Origin of the sequence: Variovorax sp. 3319 (genome assembly GCF_031456585.1) — a bacterium.
In the GTDB taxonomy this organism is placed as follows: Bacteria; Pseudomonadota; Gammaproteobacteria; order Burkholderiales; family Burkholderiaceae_C; genus Variovorax; species Variovorax paradoxus_P.
The window spans coordinates 70,178-91,793 of sequence record NZ_JAVDUZ010000008.1 but is presented as its reverse complement, the minus strand read 5'-3'; the positions used below and the strand labels follow the sequence as shown (position 1 = coordinate 91,793).

At 63.5% G+C, this 21,616-nt stretch carries 21 protein-coding genes; all 21 read right to left on the bottom strand.

Annotated elements, in window-relative coordinates; genetic code table 11:
- Positions 1 to 8: 8 nt before the first annotated feature.
- The 21 genes from J2X67_RS17070 to tsf all read right to left on the bottom strand — a co-directional run bounded on the left by J2X67_RS17070 (position 9) and on the right by tsf (position 21,550).
- Entirely contained in the window at positions 9 to 434 is a 426-nt protein-coding gene (locus J2X67_RS17070; RefSeq protein WP_309954603.1) for a DUF4149 domain-containing protein, read from the bottom strand.
- Positions 435 to 451: 17 nt separating this feature from the next.
- Positions 452 to 928 (bottom strand): transcription elongation factor GreA, encoded by a 477-nt coding sequence (gene greA, locus J2X67_RS17065; protein WP_126749827.1) that lies wholly within the window; start codon positions 926 to 928, stop codon positions 452 to 454.
- Between the two features lie 64 nt (positions 929 to 992).
- Entirely contained in the window at positions 993 to 1,862 is an 870-nt protein-coding gene (locus J2X67_RS17060; RefSeq protein ID WP_309954601.1) for a Kdo hydroxylase family protein, read from the bottom strand.
- An 8-nt stretch (positions 1,863 to 1,870) separates the two neighbouring features.
- Positions 1,871 to 5,119 carry a carbamoyl-phosphate synthase large subunit gene (carB, locus tag J2X67_RS17055; protein WP_309954599.1) on the bottom strand — a complete coding sequence of 1,083 codons (3,249 nt, stop codon included), beginning with the start codon at positions 5,117 to 5,119 and terminating at the stop codon, positions 1,871 to 1,873.
- 1 nt (position 5,120) lies between these two features.
- Positions 5,121 to 5,678, bottom strand: coding sequence for an ORF6N domain-containing protein (locus tag J2X67_RS17050; RefSeq protein ID WP_309954597.1), 558 nt, complete (start codon positions 5,676 to 5,678; stop codon positions 5,121 to 5,123).
- Positions 5,671 to 6,855, bottom strand: coding sequence for a glutamine-hydrolyzing carbamoyl-phosphate synthase small subunit (carA, locus tag J2X67_RS17045; RefSeq protein WP_309954595.1), 1,185 nt, complete (start codon positions 6,853 to 6,855; stop codon positions 5,671 to 5,673). The genes J2X67_RS17050 and carA overlap by 8 nt, the downstream gene beginning before the upstream one ends.
- A 198-nt stretch (positions 6,856 to 7,053) precedes the next feature.
- Positions 7,054 to 7,848, bottom strand: coding sequence for an RNA methyltransferase (locus J2X67_RS17040; protein ID WP_309954593.1), 795 nt, complete (start codon positions 7,846 to 7,848; stop codon positions 7,054 to 7,056).
- 12 nt (positions 7,849 to 7,860) lie between these two features.
- Complete coding sequence (gene rnhB / locus J2X67_RS17035; RefSeq protein WP_309954591.1) at positions 7,861 to 8,580, bottom strand: ribonuclease HII; 720 nt, start codon at positions 8,578 to 8,580, stop codon at positions 7,861 to 7,863.
- The gene (gene lpxB / locus J2X67_RS17030; protein WP_309954589.1) at positions 8,552 to 9,700 is read right to left on the bottom strand and encodes a lipid-A-disaccharide synthase; all 1,149 of its coding nucleotides are present in this window, start codon (positions 9,698 to 9,700) and stop codon (positions 8,552 to 8,554) included. The genes rnhB and lpxB overlap by 29 nt, the downstream gene beginning before the upstream one ends.
- A 12-nt stretch (positions 9,701 to 9,712) precedes the next feature.
- A complete protein-coding gene (gene lpxA, locus J2X67_RS17025) occupies positions 9,713 to 10,501 on the bottom strand; it encodes an acyl-ACP--UDP-N-acetylglucosamine O-acyltransferase (RefSeq protein WP_309954587.1) in 789 nt (262 codons plus the stop codon).
- Positions 10,502 to 10,524: 23 nt separating this feature from the next.
- A complete protein-coding gene (fabZ, locus tag J2X67_RS17020; protein ID WP_309954585.1) occupies positions 10,525 to 10,974 on the bottom strand; it encodes a 3-hydroxyacyl-ACP dehydratase FabZ in 450 nt (149 codons plus the stop codon).
- Between the two features lie 23 nt (positions 10,975 to 10,997).
- A complete protein-coding gene (gene lpxD / locus J2X67_RS17015) occupies positions 10,998 to 11,975 on the bottom strand; it encodes a UDP-3-O-(3-hydroxymyristoyl)glucosamine N-acyltransferase (protein ID WP_309954583.1) in 978 nt (325 codons plus the stop codon).
- A 15-nt stretch (positions 11,976 to 11,990) separates the two neighbouring features.
- Positions 11,991 to 12,539: an OmpH family outer membrane protein gene (locus J2X67_RS17010; protein WP_126749816.1), complete on the bottom strand. Its 549-nt coding sequence runs from the start codon at positions 12,537 to 12,539 to the stop codon at positions 11,991 to 11,993.
- A complete protein-coding gene (gene bamA, locus J2X67_RS17005; protein ID WP_309954578.1) occupies positions 12,540 to 14,969 on the bottom strand; it encodes an outer membrane protein assembly factor BamA in 2,430 nt (809 codons plus the stop codon).
- Positions 14,970 to 15,007: 38 nt separating this feature from the next.
- Positions 15,008 to 16,378: an RIP metalloprotease RseP gene (rseP, locus tag J2X67_RS17000; protein ID WP_309954576.1), complete on the bottom strand. Its 1,371-nt coding sequence runs from the start codon at positions 16,376 to 16,378 to the stop codon at positions 15,008 to 15,010.
- 24 nt (positions 16,379 to 16,402) lie between these two features.
- Positions 16,403 to 17,590, bottom strand: a complete 1,188-nt coding sequence (gene ispC / locus J2X67_RS16995) for a 1-deoxy-D-xylulose-5-phosphate reductoisomerase (protein ID WP_309954574.1) — start codon at positions 17,588 to 17,590, stop codon at positions 16,403 to 16,405.
- Positions 17,587 to 18,432 carry a phosphatidate cytidylyltransferase gene (locus tag J2X67_RS16990; protein WP_309954573.1) on the bottom strand — a complete coding sequence of 282 codons (846 nt, stop codon included), beginning with the start codon at positions 18,430 to 18,432 and terminating at the stop codon, positions 17,587 to 17,589. The genes ispC and J2X67_RS16990 overlap by 4 nt, the downstream gene beginning before the upstream one ends.
- Positions 18,433 to 18,462: 30 nt before the next feature.
- A complete protein-coding gene (uppS, locus tag J2X67_RS16985) occupies positions 18,463 to 19,206 on the bottom strand; it encodes a polyprenyl diphosphate synthase (RefSeq protein ID WP_309954571.1) in 744 nt (247 codons plus the stop codon).
- Positions 19,207 to 19,214: 8 nt separating this feature from the next.
- Positions 19,215 to 19,784 carry a ribosome recycling factor gene (gene frr / locus J2X67_RS16980; protein ID WP_309954569.1) on the bottom strand — a complete coding sequence of 190 codons (570 nt, stop codon included), beginning with the start codon at positions 19,782 to 19,784 and terminating at the stop codon, positions 19,215 to 19,217.
- Between the two features lie 11 nt (positions 19,785 to 19,795).
- Complete coding sequence (pyrH, locus tag J2X67_RS16975) at positions 19,796 to 20,518, bottom strand: UMP kinase (protein WP_012747709.1); 723 nt, start codon at positions 20,516 to 20,518, stop codon at positions 19,796 to 19,798.
- 102 nt (positions 20,519 to 20,620) lie between these two features.
- Positions 20,621 to 21,550 (bottom strand): translation elongation factor Ts, encoded by a 930-nt coding sequence (gene tsf / locus J2X67_RS16970; protein ID WP_281151092.1) that lies wholly within the window; start codon positions 21,548 to 21,550, stop codon positions 20,621 to 20,623.
- Positions 21,551 to 21,616 lie beyond the last annotated feature (66 nt).

Sequence of the window (21,616 nt, the reverse complement as noted above, 5' to 3'; positions counted from 1 at the left end):
GCCGGTCCTCAGCTTGCCACGGGCGCTCTTGCAGCGCCCATGCGCCACAGCAGCGCCCCCGCGAAGAGCCACTGAACCAGGTACATGCCGCTTCCCACGGCATGCCATAGCTTCAGGTTGTCGCGCGCAAGAATGCGGGGCGCCACGGCGTATTGCTGTAACAGCGCCAAGAGCAATGCACCCAGAATCAAGAAGATGGCCGTCATCGAGGCACTGTCGATGCGGTCGTCCATCTTCGTCCTGAAATGAACGAGCAGCAGCAGGCCGCAGCCAATGGCTATCCAGCTCTGCGCCTCAAACAGTTGACCTGCAAAATTGCCCGCGACGGCGGGGTTGCCGAGCCGCGCGAAAAGCATCGGCACCACGAGGAAGCCGATCGTGGTGAGACTGCCCCACCAGAATGCGGCCAGCAACAGCGCGAGGCGGTCCTTCATCGGGCGCGCGAATCAGGTCAGATGTAGCGGACCGCCACGATCTCGTAGCGCTTGAGGCCACCCGGTGCCTGCACCTCGGCGACGTCGCCCTCTTCCTTGCCGATGAGTGCACGGGCAATCGGGCTGGAGATATTGATGAGCCCCAGTTTCAGGTCGGCTTCGTCCTCGCCGACGATCTGGTACTTGACCGCTTCGCCGGTTTCTTCTTCCTCGAGTTCCACCGTGGAGCCGAACACCACCTTGCCGCCGGCGTCGAGCTCGGCCGGATCGATGATCTGCGCGGCGGAAAGCTTGCCTTCGACTTCCTGGATGCGGCCTTCGATGAAGCCTTGGCGGTCCTTGGCGACTTCGTACTCGGCGTTTTCGCTCAGGTCGCCCTGCGCCCGGGCCTCGGAAATTGCGTTGATTACCCAGGGGCGATCCACGGTCTTGAGTTGATGCAACTCGGCGCGGAGTTTCTCGGCACCGCGCTTGGTAATTGGGATGGTTGCCATGTTTGGTTCTCCATAAAGCGAAACCGCCGAACGCTGCCGTTCGGCGGTCGATTGGGGGAAGGGATCAGACGAGTGTGCGTCCGGTCAGCCGGCTCAGGATGGCGAGCGGGCTCGAATCGGGATTGTATTGCTTAGCCGCGGGCAGATGAAGGGTCTGCTCGAGCATGTACTGGCCGGCCATCACGGCGTGCGAGGTCTGGTCGGAGAAGCACACCCACACAGAGCCCGGCGGGAACTTCGCCGTTTCTTGCGGCGAGGTTTCCTGGTAGGCCATGTCCGACTTCATGCCGTCGTGCAGCTGAAGCATCAGGTGGTCGTATTCGCTGCGGAACGACTTGGTCACATGCAGCGCATGCAGCAGCTTCGCCTGCCAGCGCACGTAGGGTTTGGCGCGCGGCAAGAAGCGTTTGGCGATGTCCTCGAAAGGTTCGCCGACGCGCCACACGCGCGGCGCACCCTCGGGGTTCACGTTGGTGAACACGCGCAGGATGCGCTCGCCGTAGTTGGGGCGCGACGGAAATGCATCGACGTGCAATCGACGGTCGTCGGCGCGCCACGACTGCACGCGCGTCTCGACCTGCGCCGGCCGGTAGCTGGTCGGCGCGAGCCGCAGGGCCGGCGTGTAGTGGGGCAGCAAGCCGTGGATGAGCTGCTGCGCCTGCGCGCGAAACCGCCCCACCATTGCCGCTGCCTTGCGCTGCACTCCCTCGTCGCCGACGGCGCCCTTGAGCTTGCCGTTGGCGTCCAGGCTGATGTTGCGCACGTCTGGCGACAGCAGGCTGGGCGTGAGCAGGCTGCGCTCTTCGGCCAGCAGCTCGAAGCCCAGGCGCGGAAAGTACAGCACCTTGCCCGCTTCCAGCTCGGCGATCCACGCCTCGTTGGGCGTGGCCGCATTCCAGTCTGCGAGGTCCAGTTCGACGAGCTGCGTTTGCATCACTGCGCTCAGGCGGCGGCGAGTTGCGCGTGCATCTCCTGCACCGAGATCACGCCCAATTCGTCCATGAAGCCCATGCCTTCGACGGCCGCTTCAGCACCAAAAATGGTGGTGAAGGTGGTTACGCGCGCGAGCAGTGCCGAAGTGCGGATCTGCCGCGAATCGTTGATTGCGTTGCGGCGCTCTTCGACCGTGTTGATGACCAGGGCGATCTCGTTGTTCTTGATCATGTCCACGATGTGCGGACGGCCCTCGGTCACCTTGTTGACCGTTGCGCATTCGATGCCCGCGGCACTGATGGCGGCTGCCGTACCCTTGGTGGCGATGATCTCGAAGCCGAGCTTGACCAGGCCGCGCGCCACTTCCACAGCGCGCGCCTTGTCGTTGTTCTTCACCGAGATAAAAACCTTGCCCGATTTCGGCAGGTGCGTGCCCGCGCCGAGTTGCGACTTCACGAAAGCTTCGCCGAAGGTCTTGCCCACGCCCATCACTTCGCCGGTGGACTTCATTTCAGGGCCGAGGATGGTGTCCACGCCCGGGAACTTGACAAACGGGAACACGGCCTCTTTCACGCTGAAGTAAGGCGGCGTGACCTCCTTGGTCACACCCTGCGACTTGAGCGACTGGCCGGCCATGCAGCGTGCCGCCACCTTGGCGAGCTGGATGCCCGTGGCCTTGCTCACGTAAGGCACGGTGCGCGAAGCACGCGGGTTCACTTCGAGCACGTAGATGACATCCTTGCCGTCCTTCTGCTGAATGGCGAACTGCACGTTCATCAGGCCCACCACGTTGAGCGCGGCAGCCATGGCTGCGCTTTGGCGTTTCAGTTCGGCAATGGTCTCGGCGCTCAGGCTGTAGGGCGGCAACGAGCAGGCGGAGTCGCCCGAATGCACGCCGGCTTGTTCGATGTGCTCCATCACGCCGCCGATGAGGGTCTGGCCCTCGGCATCGCGCAGGCAGTCGACGTCGCACTCGACGGCATCGTTGAGGAAGCGGTCGAGCAGCACCGGCGAGTCGTTGCTTACCTTGACGGCTTCGCGCATGTAGCGCTCAAGATCGCGCTGCTCGTGCACGATTTCCATTGCGCGGCCACCGAGCACGTAGCTCGGGCGCACCACCAGCGGATAGCCCAGCGCAGCGGCCTTTTCAAGTGCCTCGGGTTCGGTGCGGGCAGTGGCATTCGGCGGTTGCAACAGCTTGAGCTCGTGCAGCAGCTTCTGGAAACGCTCACGGTCTTCGGCCGCATCGATCATGTCGGGCGAGGTGCCGATGATCGGCACGCCGTTCGCTTCGAGGTCGAGCGCGAGCTTGAGCGGCGTCTGGCCGCCGTACTGCACGATCACGCCCCAGGGCTTTTCCTTGTCGACGATCTCGAGCACGTCTTCGAGCGTGAGCGGCTCGAAGTACAGGCGGTCGCTCGTGTCGTAGTCGGTCGACACGGTCTCTGGGTTGCAATTGACCATGATGGTCTCGTAACCGTCCTCGCGCATGGCGAGTGCGGCATGCACGCAGCAGTAGTCGAACTCGATGCCTTGGCCGATGCGGTTGGGACCGCCGCCGAGCACCATGATCTTCTTCTTATCCGTCGGATCGGCTTCGCACTCGTCCTCATAGGTCGAGTACATGTAGGCGGTGTTCGTCGCAAACTCGGCCGCGCAGGTGTCCACGCGCTTGTAGACCGGGCGCACCCCCAGGGCGCGGCGCTTCTCGCGAATGGCCGTGTCGGTGGTCTTGAGTTGCTTGGCGAGGCGCCGGTCGGAAAAGCCCTTTTTCTTGAGCGCGAGCAGCGTGTCCTTGTCGATGTCGTCGAGCGACTTGGTTTCAAGCTCGAGTTCGATCTTCACGATCTCTTCGATCTGCACCAGGAACCACGGGTCGATCTTGGTCAGCGCAAATACTTCTTCGACGCTCAGGCCCATGGCAAAGGCATCGCCCACGTACCAGATGCGCTCGGGACCGGGTTCGCCCAGTTCCTTCTCGAGCACTTCGCGGTCTTGCGTTTTTTCATTGAGGCCGTCCACACCCACTTCAAGGCCGCGCAGCGCTTTCTGGAACGACTCCTGGAAGGTGCGGCCCATGGCCATCACCTCGCCCACCGACTTCATCTGCGTGGTGAGGCGCGAATCGGCCTGCGGGAATTTCTCGAACGCAAAACGCGGGATTTTGGTAACCACGTAGTCGATCGACGGCTCGAACGACGCCGGCGTCGCGCCGCCCGTGATTTCGTTGCGCAGCTCGTCGAGCGTGTAGCCCACAGCCAGCTTGGCTGCGACCTTGGCAATGGGGAAGCCCGTGGCCTTGGAGGCCAGCGCCGACGAACGCGAGACGCGCGGGTTCATCTCGATGACGACCATGCGGCCGTCCTTAGGGTTGATGGAGAACTGAACGTTCGAGCCACCGGTGTCCACGCCGATCTCGCGCAGCACAGCCAGGGAGGCGTTGCGCAGGATCTGGTATTCCTTGTCGGAGAGCGTCTGGGCCGGGGCGACGGTGATCGAGTCGCCCGTGTGCACGCCCATCGGGTCGAGGTTTTCGATCGAGCAGACGATGATGCAGTTGTCGGCCTTGTCGCGCACGACTTCCATCTCGTACTCTTTCCAGCCGAGCAGCGATTCTTCGATCAAGAGTTCGTTGGTCGGCGAGGCTTCGATGCCGCGCTTGCAGATGGTCTCGAATTCTTCCGGGTTGTAGGCAATGCCGCCACCCGTGCCGCCGAGCGTGAAGCTGGGGCGGATCACGGTGGGGAAGCCGACCGACTTCTGCACGGCCCAGGCTTCGTCCATCGAGTGTGCGATGCCGGAGCGCGCCGAACCGAGGCCGATCTTGGTCATCGCGTCCTTGAACTTCAGGCGGTCTTCGGCCTTGTCGATGGCTTCGGGCGTGGCGCCGATGAGTTCGACCGGCTTGTTGGTGGCCGCACCCATGTATTTGTCGAGCACGCCGTTGCGCCAGAGATCGAGCGCGCAGTTGAGCGCGGTCTGTCCGCCCATGGTCGGCAAAATGGCGTCGGGGCGCTCCTTGGCGATGATCTTCTCGACCGTTTGCCAGGTGATGGGCTCGATGTAGGTCACGTCGGCCGTGGCCGGGTCGGTCATGATCGTCGCAGGGTTGCTGTTGATCAGGATGACCTTGTAGCCCTCTTCGCGCAAAGCCTTGCAAGCCTGCACGCCGGAGTAGTCGAACTCGCAGGCCTGGCCGATGATGATCGGGCCGGCGCCGATGATGAGAATGGATTTGAGGTCTGAGCGCTTGGGCATCTTATTTATCCTTGGTGAAACCGATGCCGCGGCCGCTGTAGGCGCCCGGCTTCGGCTCATCCATCAGTTGATGGATCGCGTTGAATACATCGCGAAAGTTCTGGTCGTATCGCTGTTCCAGCGCGTTCAGCTTGCGCTTGAGATCGGCGTGCTCCGACAGCATGCTGCGCAGCTTGACGAAGGTACGCATGATCTCGATGTTGACGGCTACCGCGCGTTCGCTGCGCAGCACGCTCGACAACATGGCCACGCCCTGCTCGGTGAACGCCACGCTGCGGTAGCGCGCGCCGCCGGAACCCGGCTTCTCGGGTTTTGAGATCACAAGTTGTGATCTCAAATTCGCGAGGTCCTGGTCCTCCAGGGTGAAGGCAAAGTCCGCCGGAAAACGATCGAGGTTGCGGCGCATGGCCTGCAACAACACCCGGGTCTCGACGCCGTAGAGCGCGGCAAGGTCCTGCGCCAGCATGACCTTCAGGCCGCGCAGCACGTAGATCTTGCCCTCGGCATCGCGCAGTGCGGCGATGACCGAGACGTCGAGCACCGCGGGTGCATCAGCCACGTGCCTGCTCCATGAGCGCGGTGAAGCGGTCGAACAGATAGCCGATGTCGTGCGGGCCGGGCGAGGCCTCCGGATGACCCTGGAAGCAGAACGCCGGCTTGTCGGTGCGCGCGAGGCCTTGCAGCGTGTTGTCGAACAGGCTGATGTGGGTGGCGCGCAAATTGGCCGGCAGCGATTTCTCGTCGACAGCGAAACCGTGGTTCTGGCTCGTGATGCTCACGCGGCCGTTGTCCAGGTCTTTTACCGGGTGGTTCGCGCCGTGGTGGCCGAACTTCATCTTGAAGGTCTTCGCACCCGAGGCCAGCGCCATGATCTGGTGCCCCAGGCAGATGCCGAAGGTGGGAATCCCGGTTTCGATGAGTTCCTTGACCGCGCTGATGGCGTAGTCGCAGGGCTCCGGATCACCAGGGCCGTTGGCCAGGAAAATGCCATCGGGCTTGAGCTTGAGCACGTCGGCTGCGGGCGTCTGGGCCGGCACCACCGTGATGCGCGCGCCGCGCTGCGCGATCATGCGCAGGATGTTCTTCTTGACGCCGTAATCAAAGGCCACCACGTGGAACTTGGGCGTGATCTGCACGCCGTAGCCCGGCTTGCCGTTCAGGTTGACGAGCTTCCACTCGGTTTCGGTCCACTCGTAGGTTTGCTTGACCGACACGACCTTGGCCAGATCGAGGCCAGCCATGTTGGGCGCCGCCTTGGCAGCGGCAATGGCTTTGTCGATGAGCGCCTGGGTAACGGATTCGCCTGCGGCCAGCCCGAGGATGCAGCCATTCTGCGCGCCGTGGGTGCGCAGGTGGCGCGTGAGCTTGCGGGTGTCGATATTCGCAATGGCCACCGTCTTGCCCGCGACGAGGTATTCGGTCAGCGTGGCTGTCTTGCGGAAATTGGACGCGACGAGCGGCAGGTCTTTGATGATCAGGCCAGCGGCATGGATCTTGTCGGCTTCGATGTCTTCCCCGTTGACGCCGTAATTGCCGATGTGCGGATACGTGAGCGTCACGATCTGCTGGCAATAACTCGGGTCGGTGAGGATTTCCTGGTAACCGGTCATCGAGGTGTTGAACACCACTTCACCGGTCGTGGAGCCGGCGGCTCCGATCGAATTGCCTTGAAAGACCGTGCCGTCTGCGAGCGCCAGGATGGCGGGCGGGAAACTTCCCTTGAGAGACAAAAGCACTGGGTTCTCCGGATGGTTACGGTCGCCCGGAGCCCCAGGCGCGTTGCCTGCGGACTGCTGCTTAAGGGGAAGATGGCGTTGTAGGCGGCCGGGCGACGCTATTGCGAGTAAGCCCCCGATTGTAGCTCGGCGGCGTCACCGTCTTGCCTCGAAGGGCCTGAAAACATACGCGGCTGACGCCTTTATGGCGTCCGAGAATCAGGAACCTGGCCGCGCAAGCCCCGCCGCTCCGCTCGCATGCAGGCAGATGGCCGCTGCGGCCGCTACGTTCAGCGATTCCTCGCCGCCTGGCTGCGCAATGCGAATGTGGTGGGTTGCGCGCGCCTCCAGCAGCGCTGAAACGCCCTGCCCTTCGTGCCCCATGAGCCACGCGCAAGGATGTGGCAGCCCGGCTTCATGCAACCATTCGCCGCGGTGTGAACTGGTGGCTACCAGCGGCACCTTCAGGTCGTCGAGCGCGTCGGCCTCCACGCCTTCGATCAATCGCAGGCCGAAATGCGCGCCCATGCCGGCCCGCAGCACCTTGGGCGCCCACAATGCGGCGGTGCCCTTGAGCGCGATCACCTGCTTGAACCCGAAGGCCGCTGCACTGCGAAGAATGGAGCCCGCATTGCCCGCGTCCTGGAGACGGTCCAGCACCACGCTGGGCGCATCGGGCAGCAGCGCCGGCCGGTCGGGCAAGTCGAGTACGAAACCCATGGGCGCGGGCGACTCCAGTCCGCTGGTGCCGCGCAAGAGATCATCGTCGACCACTACTGTTTTGATAGCGACATTCGCCCATTCGGCAGGACATTCCGGCCAGAACGATTCTGAAAATACGGCAAGGGCGGGCTTGATGCCCCTGGCGAGCGCGGCGCGGCAGAGGTGGTCGCCCTCCAGCCAGACCCGTCCGAGCTTGCGGTAGGCGCCAGGGTCCTGTGCCAGCTTGCGCAGGTCCTTGAGCAGCGGGTTGTCTCGCGAGCTGATGTGGCTCGCGCCGGCGGGAGTGGTCATGCCGCAGGCGTCTCAGGGAGCGGCGCGCAGGTCAAGATGCGTGATCTCGACCGTTGCGGAGTCCATCGAGATCGGCATCGAGGCGTCGTAAGGCACGGCAGCTCCGCCGGCCGCGCGCGCCAACGCGGCGGCCACCGGGCTGAACGACCGGCGATGGTGAACGCAAGCGCCGTGGCGCAGCAGCGCCTCCAGATGCTCAGGCGTGCCGTAGCCCTTGTGGCCGGCAAAGCCGTAGTGAGGAAATTCGACATGCAGTTGCTCGCACAACCGGTCTCGGTGGACCTTGGCGAGGATCGACGCAGCGGAAATAGCCTTGACTCGCGCATCGCCCTTCACGATGGCCTCGGCCAGCACGTCAAGCGTCGGAAGGCGGTTGCCGTCGACCAGCACTTTTGCGGGCTTGAGGCGCAGCCCGTCGACCGCGCGGCGCATCGCGAGCATCGTGGCCTGCAGGATGTTGTGGGTGTCGATTTCCTCGACCGTGGCCTGAGCTACCGAGCAGCACAGCGCCTTGGCAAGAATCTGGTCGTGCAGACGTTCGCGCTGCAGGGCCGTGAGGGTCTTGGAATCGGCCAGGCCGCGAATCGGGCGCTGGTCGTCCAATATGACGGCCGCAGCCACCACTGGGCCGGCCAGCGGCCCGCGGCCTGCCTCGTCGACACCCGCAACCAAGCCCGGCGCGTCCCACACGAGGGCCGCCTGCTCAGCTTTCAAGAACTTTCTGGATCGCATCGGCGCAAAGTGTCGGCGTATCGCGCTGCAGTTGCACGTGCAGCTCTGAAAATTTTTGTTGCAGCGCCCGGATCTTTTCAGGTGCATCGAGCCACTCCAGCGTGGCGTGAGCCAGTGCCTCGGGCGTGGCCGCCTCTTGCAACAGTTCAGGCACCACGAACTCTCGGGCAAGGATGTTGGGCAAACCGACCCACGGCTGGAGCTGCTTGCGCTGCATGAGGCGCCATGAAAGCGAATTCATGTTGTATGCAATGACCATCGGCCGCTTGAAAAGCGCAGCCTCGAGCGTGGCAGTGCCGCTGGCAATCAACGTTACGTCGCAGGCGGCCAGAGCAGCATGCGACTGCCCGTCCAGCAACGTCACGCGCCCTGCCGCGCCGCTGGCTTGCAGCAAAGCTTCGACCTCGACGCGCAGGCCTGGCAGGATGGGTGCCACGAACCGCAGCGCCGGCCTTGCCTTGAGCATTTGCGCGGCGGCGGCAAAGAATCGGGCGGCCAGATAGCGGACTTCTGAACGTCGGCTGCCCGGCAGCAAGGCGACGACTTTCGCATCCGGCGCCAGGCCCAATGCTGCGCGGGCCGCGTCGCGGTCGGGCGTCATGGGAATCACGTTGGCCAACGGATGGCCGACGTAGCTGCCTTGCACGCCGTTTTCGGCCAGCAGAGCGGGCTCGAACGGAAAGATGCACAGCACGTGATCGGCCGCGGCCCGGATCTTTTCGATGCGCTCGGCGCGCCAGGCCCAGATCGAGGGACAGACGAAGTGCACCGTCTTCACGCCTCGGCTGCGCAGGCCCGCTTCCAGGTCGAGGTTGAAGTCCGGGGCGTCGACGCCGATGAAGAGTTCGGGCCATTCGCGCAGCAGCCGCGCCTTCAGCTGGCGACGAATGCCGGCAATCTCGGCATAGTGGCGCAGCACTTCGATATAGCCGCGCACCGCGAGTTTTTCTTGCGGCCACCAGCTTTGCAAGCCATGCGCGAGCATTCGGGGGCCGCCTATACCGACGGTCTGGAGCGACGGCCAGCGCGCCTGCAGGCCGTCGAGAAGCAGGCCCGCCAGCAGGTCGCCGGAGGCTTCTCCCGCGACCAGCGCAAACCGTCGCTGCTCGTCCTTGCCCATGCGACTGTTGCTTTAGCGCGCGATGCCGCGCGTCGAGTTGGCGAGGAAGCGCTCCATCAGCGCTACGTCCTCGGCGGCTTCGGGGGTTTCAGCCGCCAAGGCAACGATGCCGGCGCGCGCTTCTTCGAGGGTCTTGCCCTGCCGGTACAGCAGGCGGTGCATCTGCTTCACCGCAGCCAGCCGGGCTGCCGAGAAATTGCGGCGGCGAAGGCCCACAACGTTGAAGCCGCGAACCGCAAGCGGATTGCCATCGACCAGCATGAAGGGCGGCACGTCCTGCGACACCGCGCTGGCAAAGCCAACCATGGCGTGGGCGCCGACCGAAACAAATTGGTGAATGCCCGTGAGGCCGCCGACAGTGACCCAGTCGGCCAGGTGGACGTGGCCGGCCAGCGTCGTGTTGTTGGCTAGTGTGGTGTGGTCATCGACACGGCAGTCGTGCGCGATGTGCGTGTACGCCATGATCCAGTTGTCGTTGCCTACGCGGGTGATGCCGCCCGCCCCCGGCACACCGAGATTGAAGGTACAAAACTCGCGAATGACGTTGCGGTCGCCAATGACCAGTTCGGTCGGCTCGCCGGCGTACTTCTTGTCCTGCGGCACGGCGCCGAGCGACGAAAACTGAAAAATCCGGTTGTCGCGGCCGATGGTGGTACGGCCTTCGATCACGCAATGCGGGCCGATGCTCGTGCCCGCGCCAACCCGCACATGGGGTCCGATGATGGTGTACGGCCCGATCGAAACCGAGGCGTCCAGTTCTGCCTTCGGGTCGATGAGCGCTGTCGGGTGAACCTGCGTCATGCCTTGTTGTAGCCGCCGCGAGATCAGTTGATCTGGCGCATGGCGCACATCAGGGTCGCCTCGCAGGCGAGCTCGGGGCCCACGAGGGCTCGGCCCTTGAACTTCGAAATACCGGCCTTCATGCGCTCGATTTCGACTTCGAGCGTGAGTTGGTCACCCGGCTCCACAGGGCGCTTGAAGCGCGCGCCGTCAATGGCTGCAAAGTAGTAGACCGTGTTGTCGTCGGGCACGATGTCCAGCGAATGGAACGACAGCAGCGCCGCTGCCTGGGCCATGGCTTCGAGCATCAGCACGCCCGGCATGACCGGACGGTGAGGAAAGTGGCCGTTGAAGAACGGCTCGTTCATGGTCACGTTCTTGAGCGCCGTGATGCGCTTGCCCTTTTCCATGTCCAGCACGCGATCCACCAGCAGGAACGGGTAACGGTGGGGCAGCAGCTTGAGGATTTGATGGATATCGAGCGTCGTCGTCATGATTTTCTGTTCCTGCATCGTCTTCACTTTTTCTGGGGAGCCTTCTCCAGCGCCTTCAGTCGTTCGCGCAGGCTGTGCAACTGCTTGAGCGTTGCAGCATTTTTTTCCCAGCTCGCATTGTCGTCGATGGGGAACATGCCGGTGTATTGGCCGGCCTTGTGGATCGAGCGCGTCACTACGGTGGCGGCCGAAACATGCACGCCATCGGCAACGGTCAGGTGGCCGAGCACGATCGCCCCACCGCCAAAGGTGCAATGCGCACCAATGGTGGCGCTGCCCGCCACGCCGACGCAGCCGGCCATTGCCGTGTGCTTGCCCACGCGCACGTTGTGGCCGATCTGGATGAGGTTGTCCAGCTTGACGCCGTCTTCGATGACGGTGTCGTCGAGCGCGCCGCGATCGATGCAGGTGTTGGCACCGATTTCGACGTCGTTCCCGATACGCACCGCGCCCAACTGTTCGATCTTGACCCACGCTCCCTCATGCGGAGCCAGGCCGAAGCCGTCGGCACCAATCACAACACCCGGATGCAGCAGGCAACGCTCGCCAACCACGCAGTCTTCGCTGATGGTCACGCGCGACTTCAGGACCGTGCCGGCACCGATGCGCGCGCCCCGCTCAACCACGCATAACGCGCCGACGCGAGCCGTGGCCTCGACATGGGCTTCAGGGTGAATGACAGCGGAGGGATGGATGCGATCAGCCTCCGGACGCGCGTGGCGCGCCTTCCAGAGCTGCGTCAAGCGCGCAAAGTAGAGATAAGGGTCGGGGGCGACGATGAACGCACCGCGCGCCGCTGCCGCCTCGCGCATGGCGGGCGAAACGATCACACAGGCGGCCTTGGACGCCGCCAGTTCCTGCTGGTATTTGGGATGGCTCAGAAAACTGAGCGCATCGGGCTGGGCGTTCTGGAGCGGCGACAGTCGCTCGATGGAAAGCGCCGCGTCCCCGTGGAGCTCGCCTCCCAAGGCGTCAACAATGGCTCCGAGCTGCAGTGCCACGCCGTTTTCGCGGCGTTATTTGCCGCCCGCAGGCGCGGAAGAAGTGGTCGAGGCGTTCAGCGCCTTGATCACCTTGTCCGTGATGTCGTGCTTCGGATTGATGTAGATCGCTTCCTGCAGGATGGCGTCGTACTTTTCGGCCTCGGCCACTTGCTTCACCACGCGATTGGCGCGTTCGTAAACCTGCTGGAGTTCTTCGTTCTTGCGCGCATTGAGATCCTCCTGGAACTCGCGGCGACGGCGCTGGAAATCGCGGTCCTGGTCGACCAGCGCGCGTTGACGCGCCGTGCGCTGGCTTTCCGACAAGGTGGGCGCCTCGCGCTCGAACCTTTCGGAGGCCGACTTCAACGCTTCGCCCTGCGTCGTGAGGTCTTTCTCGCGCTTGAGAAACTCCGATTCGAGCTTGGCTTGCGCCGCCTTGGCAGGCTGGGCTTCACGCAGCACGCGGTCCGGGTTCACGAATCCGATGCGAAAAGTCTCCTGCGCCTGGGCGGCAGGCGCGGCAACCAGTGCAAAAACGGGGATCAACAACGCGCCAGCTGCGGCGCGGATCAAATGCGTCATTTAGAAAGAAGTTCCGATCTGGAATTGCAAGCGCTGAATTCTATCCTTCGGGATCAGGACAATATTAGGGTTGTTGGGATCCAGAACTTCCTTCTGCGACTTGATGGGGAAGGCGTAGGCCAAACGCAGCGGGCCGAGCGGCGAAATCCAGCTGACGCCCAAGCCAACGGAAGCGCGCAGCTTCTTCTGGGCCTTGTACTGCGCATCGGTCAGGCCTTCTGCGCGCGAGCCGAACACATTGCCGACGTCGAAGAAGCCGTACAGGCGCAGGGTGCGGTCGTTGCCGGCGCCCGGGAACGGAGTGCTGAGTTCGGCGTTGAAAATCGCCTTCTTGGTGCCGCCCAAGGCCGCACCTTCGGTCTGGCCGAGCAGCGGAGCATCGCGCGGACCCAGCGAATTTTGTTCGAAGCCGCGGATCGAACCCAGGCCGCCCGCATAGAAGTTCTTGAAGATCGGGAAGGTCTTGCCGCCGAACGCCTTGCCGTATCCCACTTCGCCGTTGATGGCGAAGGTGTACTGCTTGTTGATCGGGAAGAACTGCTGGTACTGGTAGCTCGTCTTGAGGTACTTCATGTCCCCGCCGGCGCCCAGTTCGAGGCTGGCGCGCTGCAGTCGCCCGCTCGTCGGAACAAGTGCGCTGTCGCGGTTGTCGCGGCCCCAGCCGATGGTCAGTGGCACGCCCCACACGCTGTCCTGGTCGCATCGCGAGACGAAAAGGCCCGAGGCGTCCGTCTTGCACTGGAAGTAGTCGCGGTACGACTTGGGCGTGAGGAAGGCAAACGAACTCTGTGCGTCGAATGCGTAGCGCTCCAGGCCGATGCCGAAGAAGACGGTGTCGACTTCACTGAACGGCACGCCAAAGCGGATCGAAGCGCCCTGGTTGACCAGCTTGTAATCGCCGTCGACCGAGTAGTTGTACGGCCGCGTGGTGGTGTGATAGACGCTCACCGTGCGCGAGATGCCGTCCTGCGTGAAGTACGGATCGGTCGTGGTCAGCGACAGCGTACGGTTGTACTTGCTGGTGTTGACCTGCAGGCCGAGGAAGTTGCCCGAGCCGAACACGTTCTCCTGCGAAATACCGAAGGTAAGAGCCACCTTCTCTGCGCTGGAATAGCCGGCGCCGAGCTGCAGGCTGCCGGTGGGCTTTTCCGCCACGTTCACGACCAGGTCGACCTGGTCGGGTGAACCCGGAATTTCCTGGGTTTCGACGTTCACTTCGGTGAAGAAGCCAAGGCGGTCTACGCGGTCGCGCGAGATCTTGATCTTGTCGCCGTCATACCACGAAGCTTCGAACTGGCGGAACTCGCGGCGGATCACTTCGTCGCGCGTCTTGGCGTTGCCGCCCACGGCCACGCGGCGCACATAGACACGGCGCGACGGTTCGGCTTGCAGCGTCAGCGTCACGCGATTGTTGACGCGGTCGATCTCAGGGCGAGCCTGCACGCGCGCGAACGCATAGCCGAAGGTACCGAAATAATCAGTAAAGGCCTTGGTGGTTTCGGTGACCTGCTCGCCGTTGTACGGCTCGCCGGGCTTGATGCTCACGAGCGACTTGAATTCCTCGTCGCGGCCCAGGTAGTTGCCGTCGAGCTTGACGCCGGCCACCACGAATTTTTCGCCTTCGGTGATGTTCACGGTCACCGTCAGATCCTGGCGATCGGGCGAGATGGCCACTTGTGTCGAGTCGATGCGGAACTCGAGGTAGCCACGGGTGATGTAGTACGAGCGAAGCGTTTCCAGGTCGGCGTTCAGCTTGGAGCGCGAATACTGGTTCGACTTGGTGTACCAGCTCATGAAGCCGCCGCTGTCCTGGTCGAACAGGCTCAGCAGCGTCGATTCGCTGAATGCCTTGTTGCCGACCACTCGCACTTCGCGGATACGGGCCGAATCGCCTTCGGTCACGGTAAAAGTCAGGTTGACGCGGTTGCGCTCGATGGGCGTTACCGTGGTTACCACCTGGGCGTTGTAGAGGCTGCGGCTCACGTACTGGCGCTTGAGTTCCTGCTCGGCGCGATCGGCCAGCGCCTTGTCGTACGGACGGCCGTCGGTCAGGCCGACTTCCCGCAGCGCCTTCTGGAGCGCAGCCTTGTCGAATTCCTTGGTGCCGACGAAATCGACGTCTGCAATGGTTGGCCGCTCTTCGACGATGACCACCAGCACATTGCCGTTGACATCGATGCGCACATCCTTGAACAAACCCAGGTCGAACAGCGCGCGGATGGCGGCCGATCCGCGTTCGTCGCTGTAGGTATCGCCCACACGCAGCGGCAGCGACGCGAAGATCGTGCCGGGCTCCACGCGTTGCAAGCCTTCGACGCGAATGTCGCGCACCGTGAAAGGCTCAACGGCCCAGGCTGCCGTGGCCGCCAGCGCGCTGGCCACTACCGCGGCAACGCTACGCAGGCGAAAGCGACTGAAGTTTGTGTTCATCTGTGAATTGGGCCGGCGCGGAAAGGGCCGGCAGAAAGTTAACCAAAGAGCCGCGTGACGTCGTTGAAGAGTGCGACCGACATCATGACCAGCAGCAAAGCGACACCGCCGCGCTGAAGCCGTTCCATCCAAGCGTCAGAGACGCTCTTGCCGGTCAGGCCCTCCCAAAGATAATACATCAGGTGTCCCCCATCGAGGACCGGCAGCGGCATGAGATTGAGCACGCCCAGGCTCACGCTGATCAGCGCAAGGAACACCAGGTACTGGGTCAGCCCAAGGCTCGCGGACTTGCCCGCGTAGTCGGCAATCGTGAGCGGCCCGCTCAGGTTCTTGAGCGATGCCTCGCCGATCACCATCTTGCCCATCATGCGAACGGTGAGCGCGGAAACCTCCCATGTGCGCACAATTCCGCGCCACACACCGTCGACGGGCCCCTGCCTGACCTTGACCATTTCAGGCGGTGCGCCGACATATGCGCCAATTCGGCCGACCTTGGCGCCGGCTTCTTCGCGCAGTTCGGGCCGGACTTCAAGCTCGATCAGTTGGCCGGCGCGCTGCACCTGCCAGGTTTGCACGCGCGGCTGGTCGCCGTCGACCGATGTACGGATCACCTCGCGCAGCTGCTGCCCGTCGACGATCGGCGTGTTGCCGATGGCTCGCACCAGATCGCCATTGCGCAGGCCGCCACGCTCCGCGGCGCTGCCCGCCATGACCTCGCCGATCTCGGGCCGTGTCAGCGGAGCAAGCACGCCGATCTTGCGGAACATCTGCGGGTCGGCGTCCTTGGCTTGCATGCGGCTAAGGGGCAGCACGATCTGGCGTTCGGGCCGACCGCCCTCGCCCGCGATTTCGAGCGTCAGGTCTTGGCCATCGAGGGCGCCGCGCGTCATGCGCCAGCGAAGGTCCTCAAACGATTGCACGGGTGCCAGGTCGCCATCGAAACCTGCGCGCGTGATGTGCTCGCCGCCGCGCAGGCCCGCGTCGTCGGCCAATGAGGCAGCCACGGGGCGGGCAAGCTTGGCGACCGGCTCGTCCACACCGATCCAGTTGACGGCCGTGTAAAGCACCACGGCGAGCAGCAGATTGGCAATGGGTCCAGCGGCAACAATGGCCGCGCGCGAGCGCAACGGCTGCGTGTTGAAGGCGCGATGCCGCTCTTCAGGTGCGACAGGCCCCTCGCGCTCGTCGAGCATCTTGACGTAGCCGCCAAGTGGGAATGCGCCAATGACGAACTCGGTCGACTGGCCAGGATGCTGGCGCTTGGGCTGCCAGCGGTACAGCGTTTTGCCGAAACCCACCGAGAACCGCAGCACCTTGACGCCGCACGCAACCGCGACGCGGTAGTGGCCGTATTCGTGCACGGCAATCAGGACGCCGATGGCAACCACAAAGGCGATGACGGTGAGCATTCGGATCCTCGATTGTCTGGCGTATCAGGCCGCAAAGCGCAGCGCTGCGGCATTGGCTGCCGCGCGGGCACTGGCATCGAGCGCGAGCAGGTCCGCCAGCGATGCGGGCTTGGAGGGCGAAACTGTTTCCAAAGTTTCCATGTTGACCGCATGAATGCGGTCGAAACGCAGGCGCCGGTCAAGAAAAGCCTCGACCGCGACCTCGTTGGCTGCGTTGAGCACCGCAGTGGTACCGGGCGCGGCACGAAGCGCGTGCCAAGCCAGGCCAAGTCCGGGAAACAGCGCTGCATCCGGGGCATCGAAGCTCAGTGCAGCCATCTGGCGAAAGTCCAGGCGCCCCGCTCCGCTTTCAATGCGCTCGGGCCAGGCCAGGCCCACGGCGATCGGCACGCGCATGTCGGGCGTGCCAAGCTGTGCAATGACCGAAGCATCGGTGAACTGAACCATCGAATGCACCACGCTCTGGGGATGAATGACCACCTCGATCTGCTCGGGCGACACGCCGAAGAGGTGGCGCGCCTCGATCACTTCGAGCGCCTTGTTCATCATGGTGGCGGAATCGACTGAAATCTTGCGCCCCATGACCCAGTTCGGATGGGCGCAGGCCTGCTCCGGCGTAACCGCACCGAGCGTGCCGGGAGCACGCGTGCGGAACGGGCCGCCCGAAGCGGTCAGGATGATCTTGTCGATGCGCCGCGACCACGTGGAAGGGTCTTCAGGCAGCGACTGGAAGATGGCCGAGTGCTCGCTGTCGATTGGCAGCAGAGTGGCGCCGCCTTCGCGCACGGTGCGCATGAAAAGCTCGCCGCCGACGACCAGCGCCTCTTTGTTGGCCAGCAAGAGCCGCTTGCCCGTGCGCGCCGCAGCCAGGCACGGGCCAAGGCCCGCAGCGCCTACGATCGCGGCCATGACAGCATCGACCTCTTCGTGCGACGCTATTTTTTCTATAGCGTCCGGTCCGGTCAAAACCCGCGTTGGGAGATTGTTCTGTTCGAGCTTTTCCGCCAGCAATGCCGCGTGTGGCTCACTCGCCATGACTGCGTAACGGGGCGAAAACCGCACACATTGCGCCAGCAGTTCGTCGACCTTGGTGGAGGCGGACAGCGCAAAAACCTCGAAGCGCTCGGGGTGCCGCGAAATGACATCCAGCGTGCTGACCCCGACCGAACCGGTCGAGCCCAGCACCGTGACGCGTTGTTTGGGTGTATTCACAAGGAAGCCAGCATCATTGCAATGGGAAGTGCAGGCAAGAGGGCATCCACGCGGTCGAGCACGCCGCCGTGGCCGGGCAGCAGGCGGCTGCTGTCCTTGGCCCCGGCACTGCGCTTGATCAGCGATTCAACCAGGTCGCCGACCACGCTCATTGCAGCAAGAAATACCACGCCTACCAGCAACAGCCACCAGCCGCGCTCATGCAGCCGCGTATAGAGGCTTGCCACTGTCGCGCCCGCAGCCCTGTCGGCCCAAACCCAGGCAAAAGCCAGCACCACCACACCGGCCATGCCGCCCCACACGCCTTCCCAGCTCTTGCCAGGACTGATGGCGGGCGCAAGCTTGCCGCGCGTGAACTTGAGACCGAAAGCGCGGCCCGCAAAATAGGCGAACACGTCGGCCACCCAGACCAGCACAAGAATGGAAAGTAGAAAGTTGATGCCGACCATGCGCGCCTGCACGGCCGCGAGCCATGCCACCCATAGCGCCAGCAGTCCGCCCACGAGCCGCAAGCCGCGCGGAATGCGCGGCCACCCGGGCACCGCCACACGCAACAATGCGGCACCGCCAAGCACCCAGGCTGCGCTGGCCAGCAGCCACACGAACAGCAGTTGGCGCTCAAGAAGGCCCAGCCACCACGACAGCGCGCAAAGCGCCACCGTTTCCAGCCCCAGGAACACGGACAGCCGCTGCCCGTAGCCGTTGAGGCGCCCCCACTCCCAAGCCCCGGCACCGATCAGCACAAGCATGACGCAGGCGAACGGAACATGCGATGGGTAGAAGAGTGCCGGCAGCAGGATCGCCAGCAGGACGATGGCCGTGAGGATGCGTTGTTTGAGCATGCGGCTGGGTTTCGGGCCGTGTTGAGGCCGTCAGGCCAACTGGCGATCTGAGGTGGAATCGCTGCCGGCCGAGACCTGCGCGGAAGTCTTGCCGAAACGGCGCTCGCGGAGCTGGAATGCGGCAATTCCGGCATCCAGCTCGGCTTCGTCGAACTCGGGCCACAGCTTGTCGCTGAAGAAAAGCTCCGAATAGGCGCTCTGCCACAGCAAGAAGTTCGACAGGCGCTGCTCGCCGCCGGTACGAATGAGCAGGTCAGGGTCTGGCACATGGGCCAACGCCATGGCCCGATCGAGATTGGCTTCGGTAAGCGCGTCGCCCTGCTCGGCCAGCTTGGCAGCCGCGCGTGCAATGTCCCAGCGACCGCCGTAGTTGAAGCAAACGTTGAGTATCAGCTTGGTGTTCTGCGCCGTGGCCTGCTCTGCGTCGACCAAACCTTGCACCATCTTTTTGGAGAGCCCGGCCCGCTCGCCGACGAAGTGCAGCCGCACGCCGTCGCGGCTCAGCTTGGGCACCTCGCGTGCAAGTGCACCGACCATGATCTCCATGAGCCCCGAGACCTCTTCGGGCGGACGGTTCCAGTTTTCGGACGAAAACGCGAAGACCGTAAGTACGCCCACCCCGCGGTCGACGCAGGCCCGGACGCATCGGCGCAGCGACTCGACACCCTGCTTGTGGCCCGCCACCCGAGGCAGGAACCGCCGCGTGGCCCAGCGGCCATTGCCGTCCATGACGATGGCAATGTGGTGAGGAATCTGCAGCGAAGACGAGGGCATGCGCAGCCTCAAACGGCCATGATCTCCGCTTCCTTGGCCGCGACCAGCCGGTCGATTTCCGCGATGTGGCGGTCGGTGACCTTCTGGATCTCGGCTTCGGCGCGCTTCTGTTCGTCTTCCGAGGCGAGCTTTTCCTTGACCAGCTTCTTGACCGCTTCGTTCGCGTCGCGGCGCAGGTTGCGCGTGGCGATCTTGGCGCTTTCGCCCTCGTTGCGGACCAGCTTGGTCATTTCCTTGCGGCGCTCTTCGCTCATTGCGGGAAGCGGCACGCGGATGAGGTCTCCCATCGAAGCCGGGTTCAGGCCCAGGTCGCTTTCGCGGATGGCTTTTTCGATCTTGGCTCCCATGCCCTTTTCCCAGGGCTGGACGCTGATGGTGCGCGAATCGAGCACCGACACGTTGGCCACCTGGCTCAGCGGAACCTGCGAGCCGTAGTACTCGACGTGGATCGAGTCGAGCAGCGCGGAGTTGGCGCGGCCGGTACGGATCTTGGTGAGGTTGTTCTGGAACGCAGCCAGGGACTGGTTCATCTTCGCATCGGTCGTGCTGCGAATTTCTGCAATGGTTGGGGTCGTCATCTCAATACTCCTCAGGCATGCACCAGCGTGCCTTCGTCCTCGCCCATGACGACGCGCTTGAGTGCGCCGTTCTTGAAGATCGAGAACACCTTGATCGGCAACTTCTGGTCGCGGCACAGCGCAAAAGCCGTGGCGTCCATGATGCCGAGATTCTGCGCGATTGCCTCGTCGAAAGTGAGCGTGGAATAGCGCGTTGCGTCGGGATGGGTCTTGGGGTCGGCGGAATAGACACCATCGACCTTGGTTGCCTTCAGCACCAGCTCGGCGCCAATTTCGGCGCCGCGCAGCGCAGCAGCCGTGTCGGTGGTGAAGAACGGGTTTCCGGTGCCAGCGGCAAACACGACTACCTTGCCCTCTTCGAGATACTGAAGCGCCTTGGGGCGCACGTAGGGCTCCACCACCTGCTCGATGGCAATGGCAGACATTACGCGCGCCACCAGCCCTTGCTTGTTCATGGCGTCAGCCAGCGCCAGCGAATTCATCACGGTCGCCAACATGCCCATGTAGTCGGCAGTGGCGCGATCCATGCCCACCGAACCTCCCGCGACGCCGCGGAAGATGTTGCCGCCGCCGATGACGACGGCGACTTCCACGCCCATATTCACCACCTCGGCCACCTCTTCGACCATGCGAACGATGGTCGCACGATTAATACCAAAGGCATCATCTCCCATTAACGCCTCACCCGACAGCTTCAACAAGATTCGCTTGTGGGCTGGACGGGGATCAGACATGGGCAATTTCCTTACTTGGGTTGGCGGGGGCGAGTGTAGAACGAGGCGGTGAAGAAGCGGCGGCACACACGTGTGCGCCGTCGCTTTGGGGCGTAACAGTTTTTACGCGGCGGCCTTGGCGGCTGCAACCTGAGCTGCAACTTCGGCAGCGAAGTCGTCGACCTTCTTTTCGATGCCTTCGCCGACCACGTAAAGGGTGAAGCCCTTGATGGTGGTGTTGGCGGCCTTGAGCATCTGCTCGACAGTCTGCTTGCCGTCGGTGCTCTTCACGAAGACCTGGTTGTGCAGCGATACTTCCTTGAGGTACTTCTGCACGCCGCCTTCGATGCGCTTGGCAACGATGTCGGCAGGCTGCGGCTTCTTGCCTTCGGCTTCGGCCGTCTTGCGGTCTTCCTCGGCCTTGCCGGCAGCAACGGCGCGCTCTTTTTCGATCAGGTCGGCGGGAACGTCGGCAGCAGAAATGGCAACCGGCTTCATGGCAGCAACGTGCATGGCAACGTCCTTGGCCGAGGTGTCATCGCCTTCGAACTCGACCATCACGCCAATGCGCGTGCCGTGCAGGTACGACGCCAGCTTGCCGTTGCCACCGAAGTGCTTGAAGCGGCGGAAGCTCATGTTCTCGCCGATCTTGCCGATCAGGCCCTTGCGCACGTCTTCGAGCGTGGGGCCGAAACCGTCTTGCTCATAGGGCAGTGCGCCGAGCGCAGCGATGTCGGCGGGGTTGTTCTTGGCAACAAGCATTGCGGCAGCGTTGGCCATGGCCAGGAAGCTGTCGTTCTTGGTGACGAAGTCGGTTTCGCAGTTGATCTCGATCATGCCGCCGGCCGAGCCTTCGACAAACGCCGTGACCACGCCTTCGGCGGTGATGCGGCCCGAAGCCTTGCCGGCCTTGTTGCCGAGCTTGATGCGCAGCAGCTCTTCGGCTTTTTCCATGTTGCCGTCGGCCTCGGTCAGGGCCTTCTTGCATTCCATCATCGGCGCGTCGGTCTTTGCGCGCAGTTCGCCGACCATGCTTGCGGTGATTGCAGCCATTGTTCTATCTCCGTGTCCAAAAAATCAGATTAAAAAAAAGGGGCACCAAAGCCCCTTCTTCAGGCG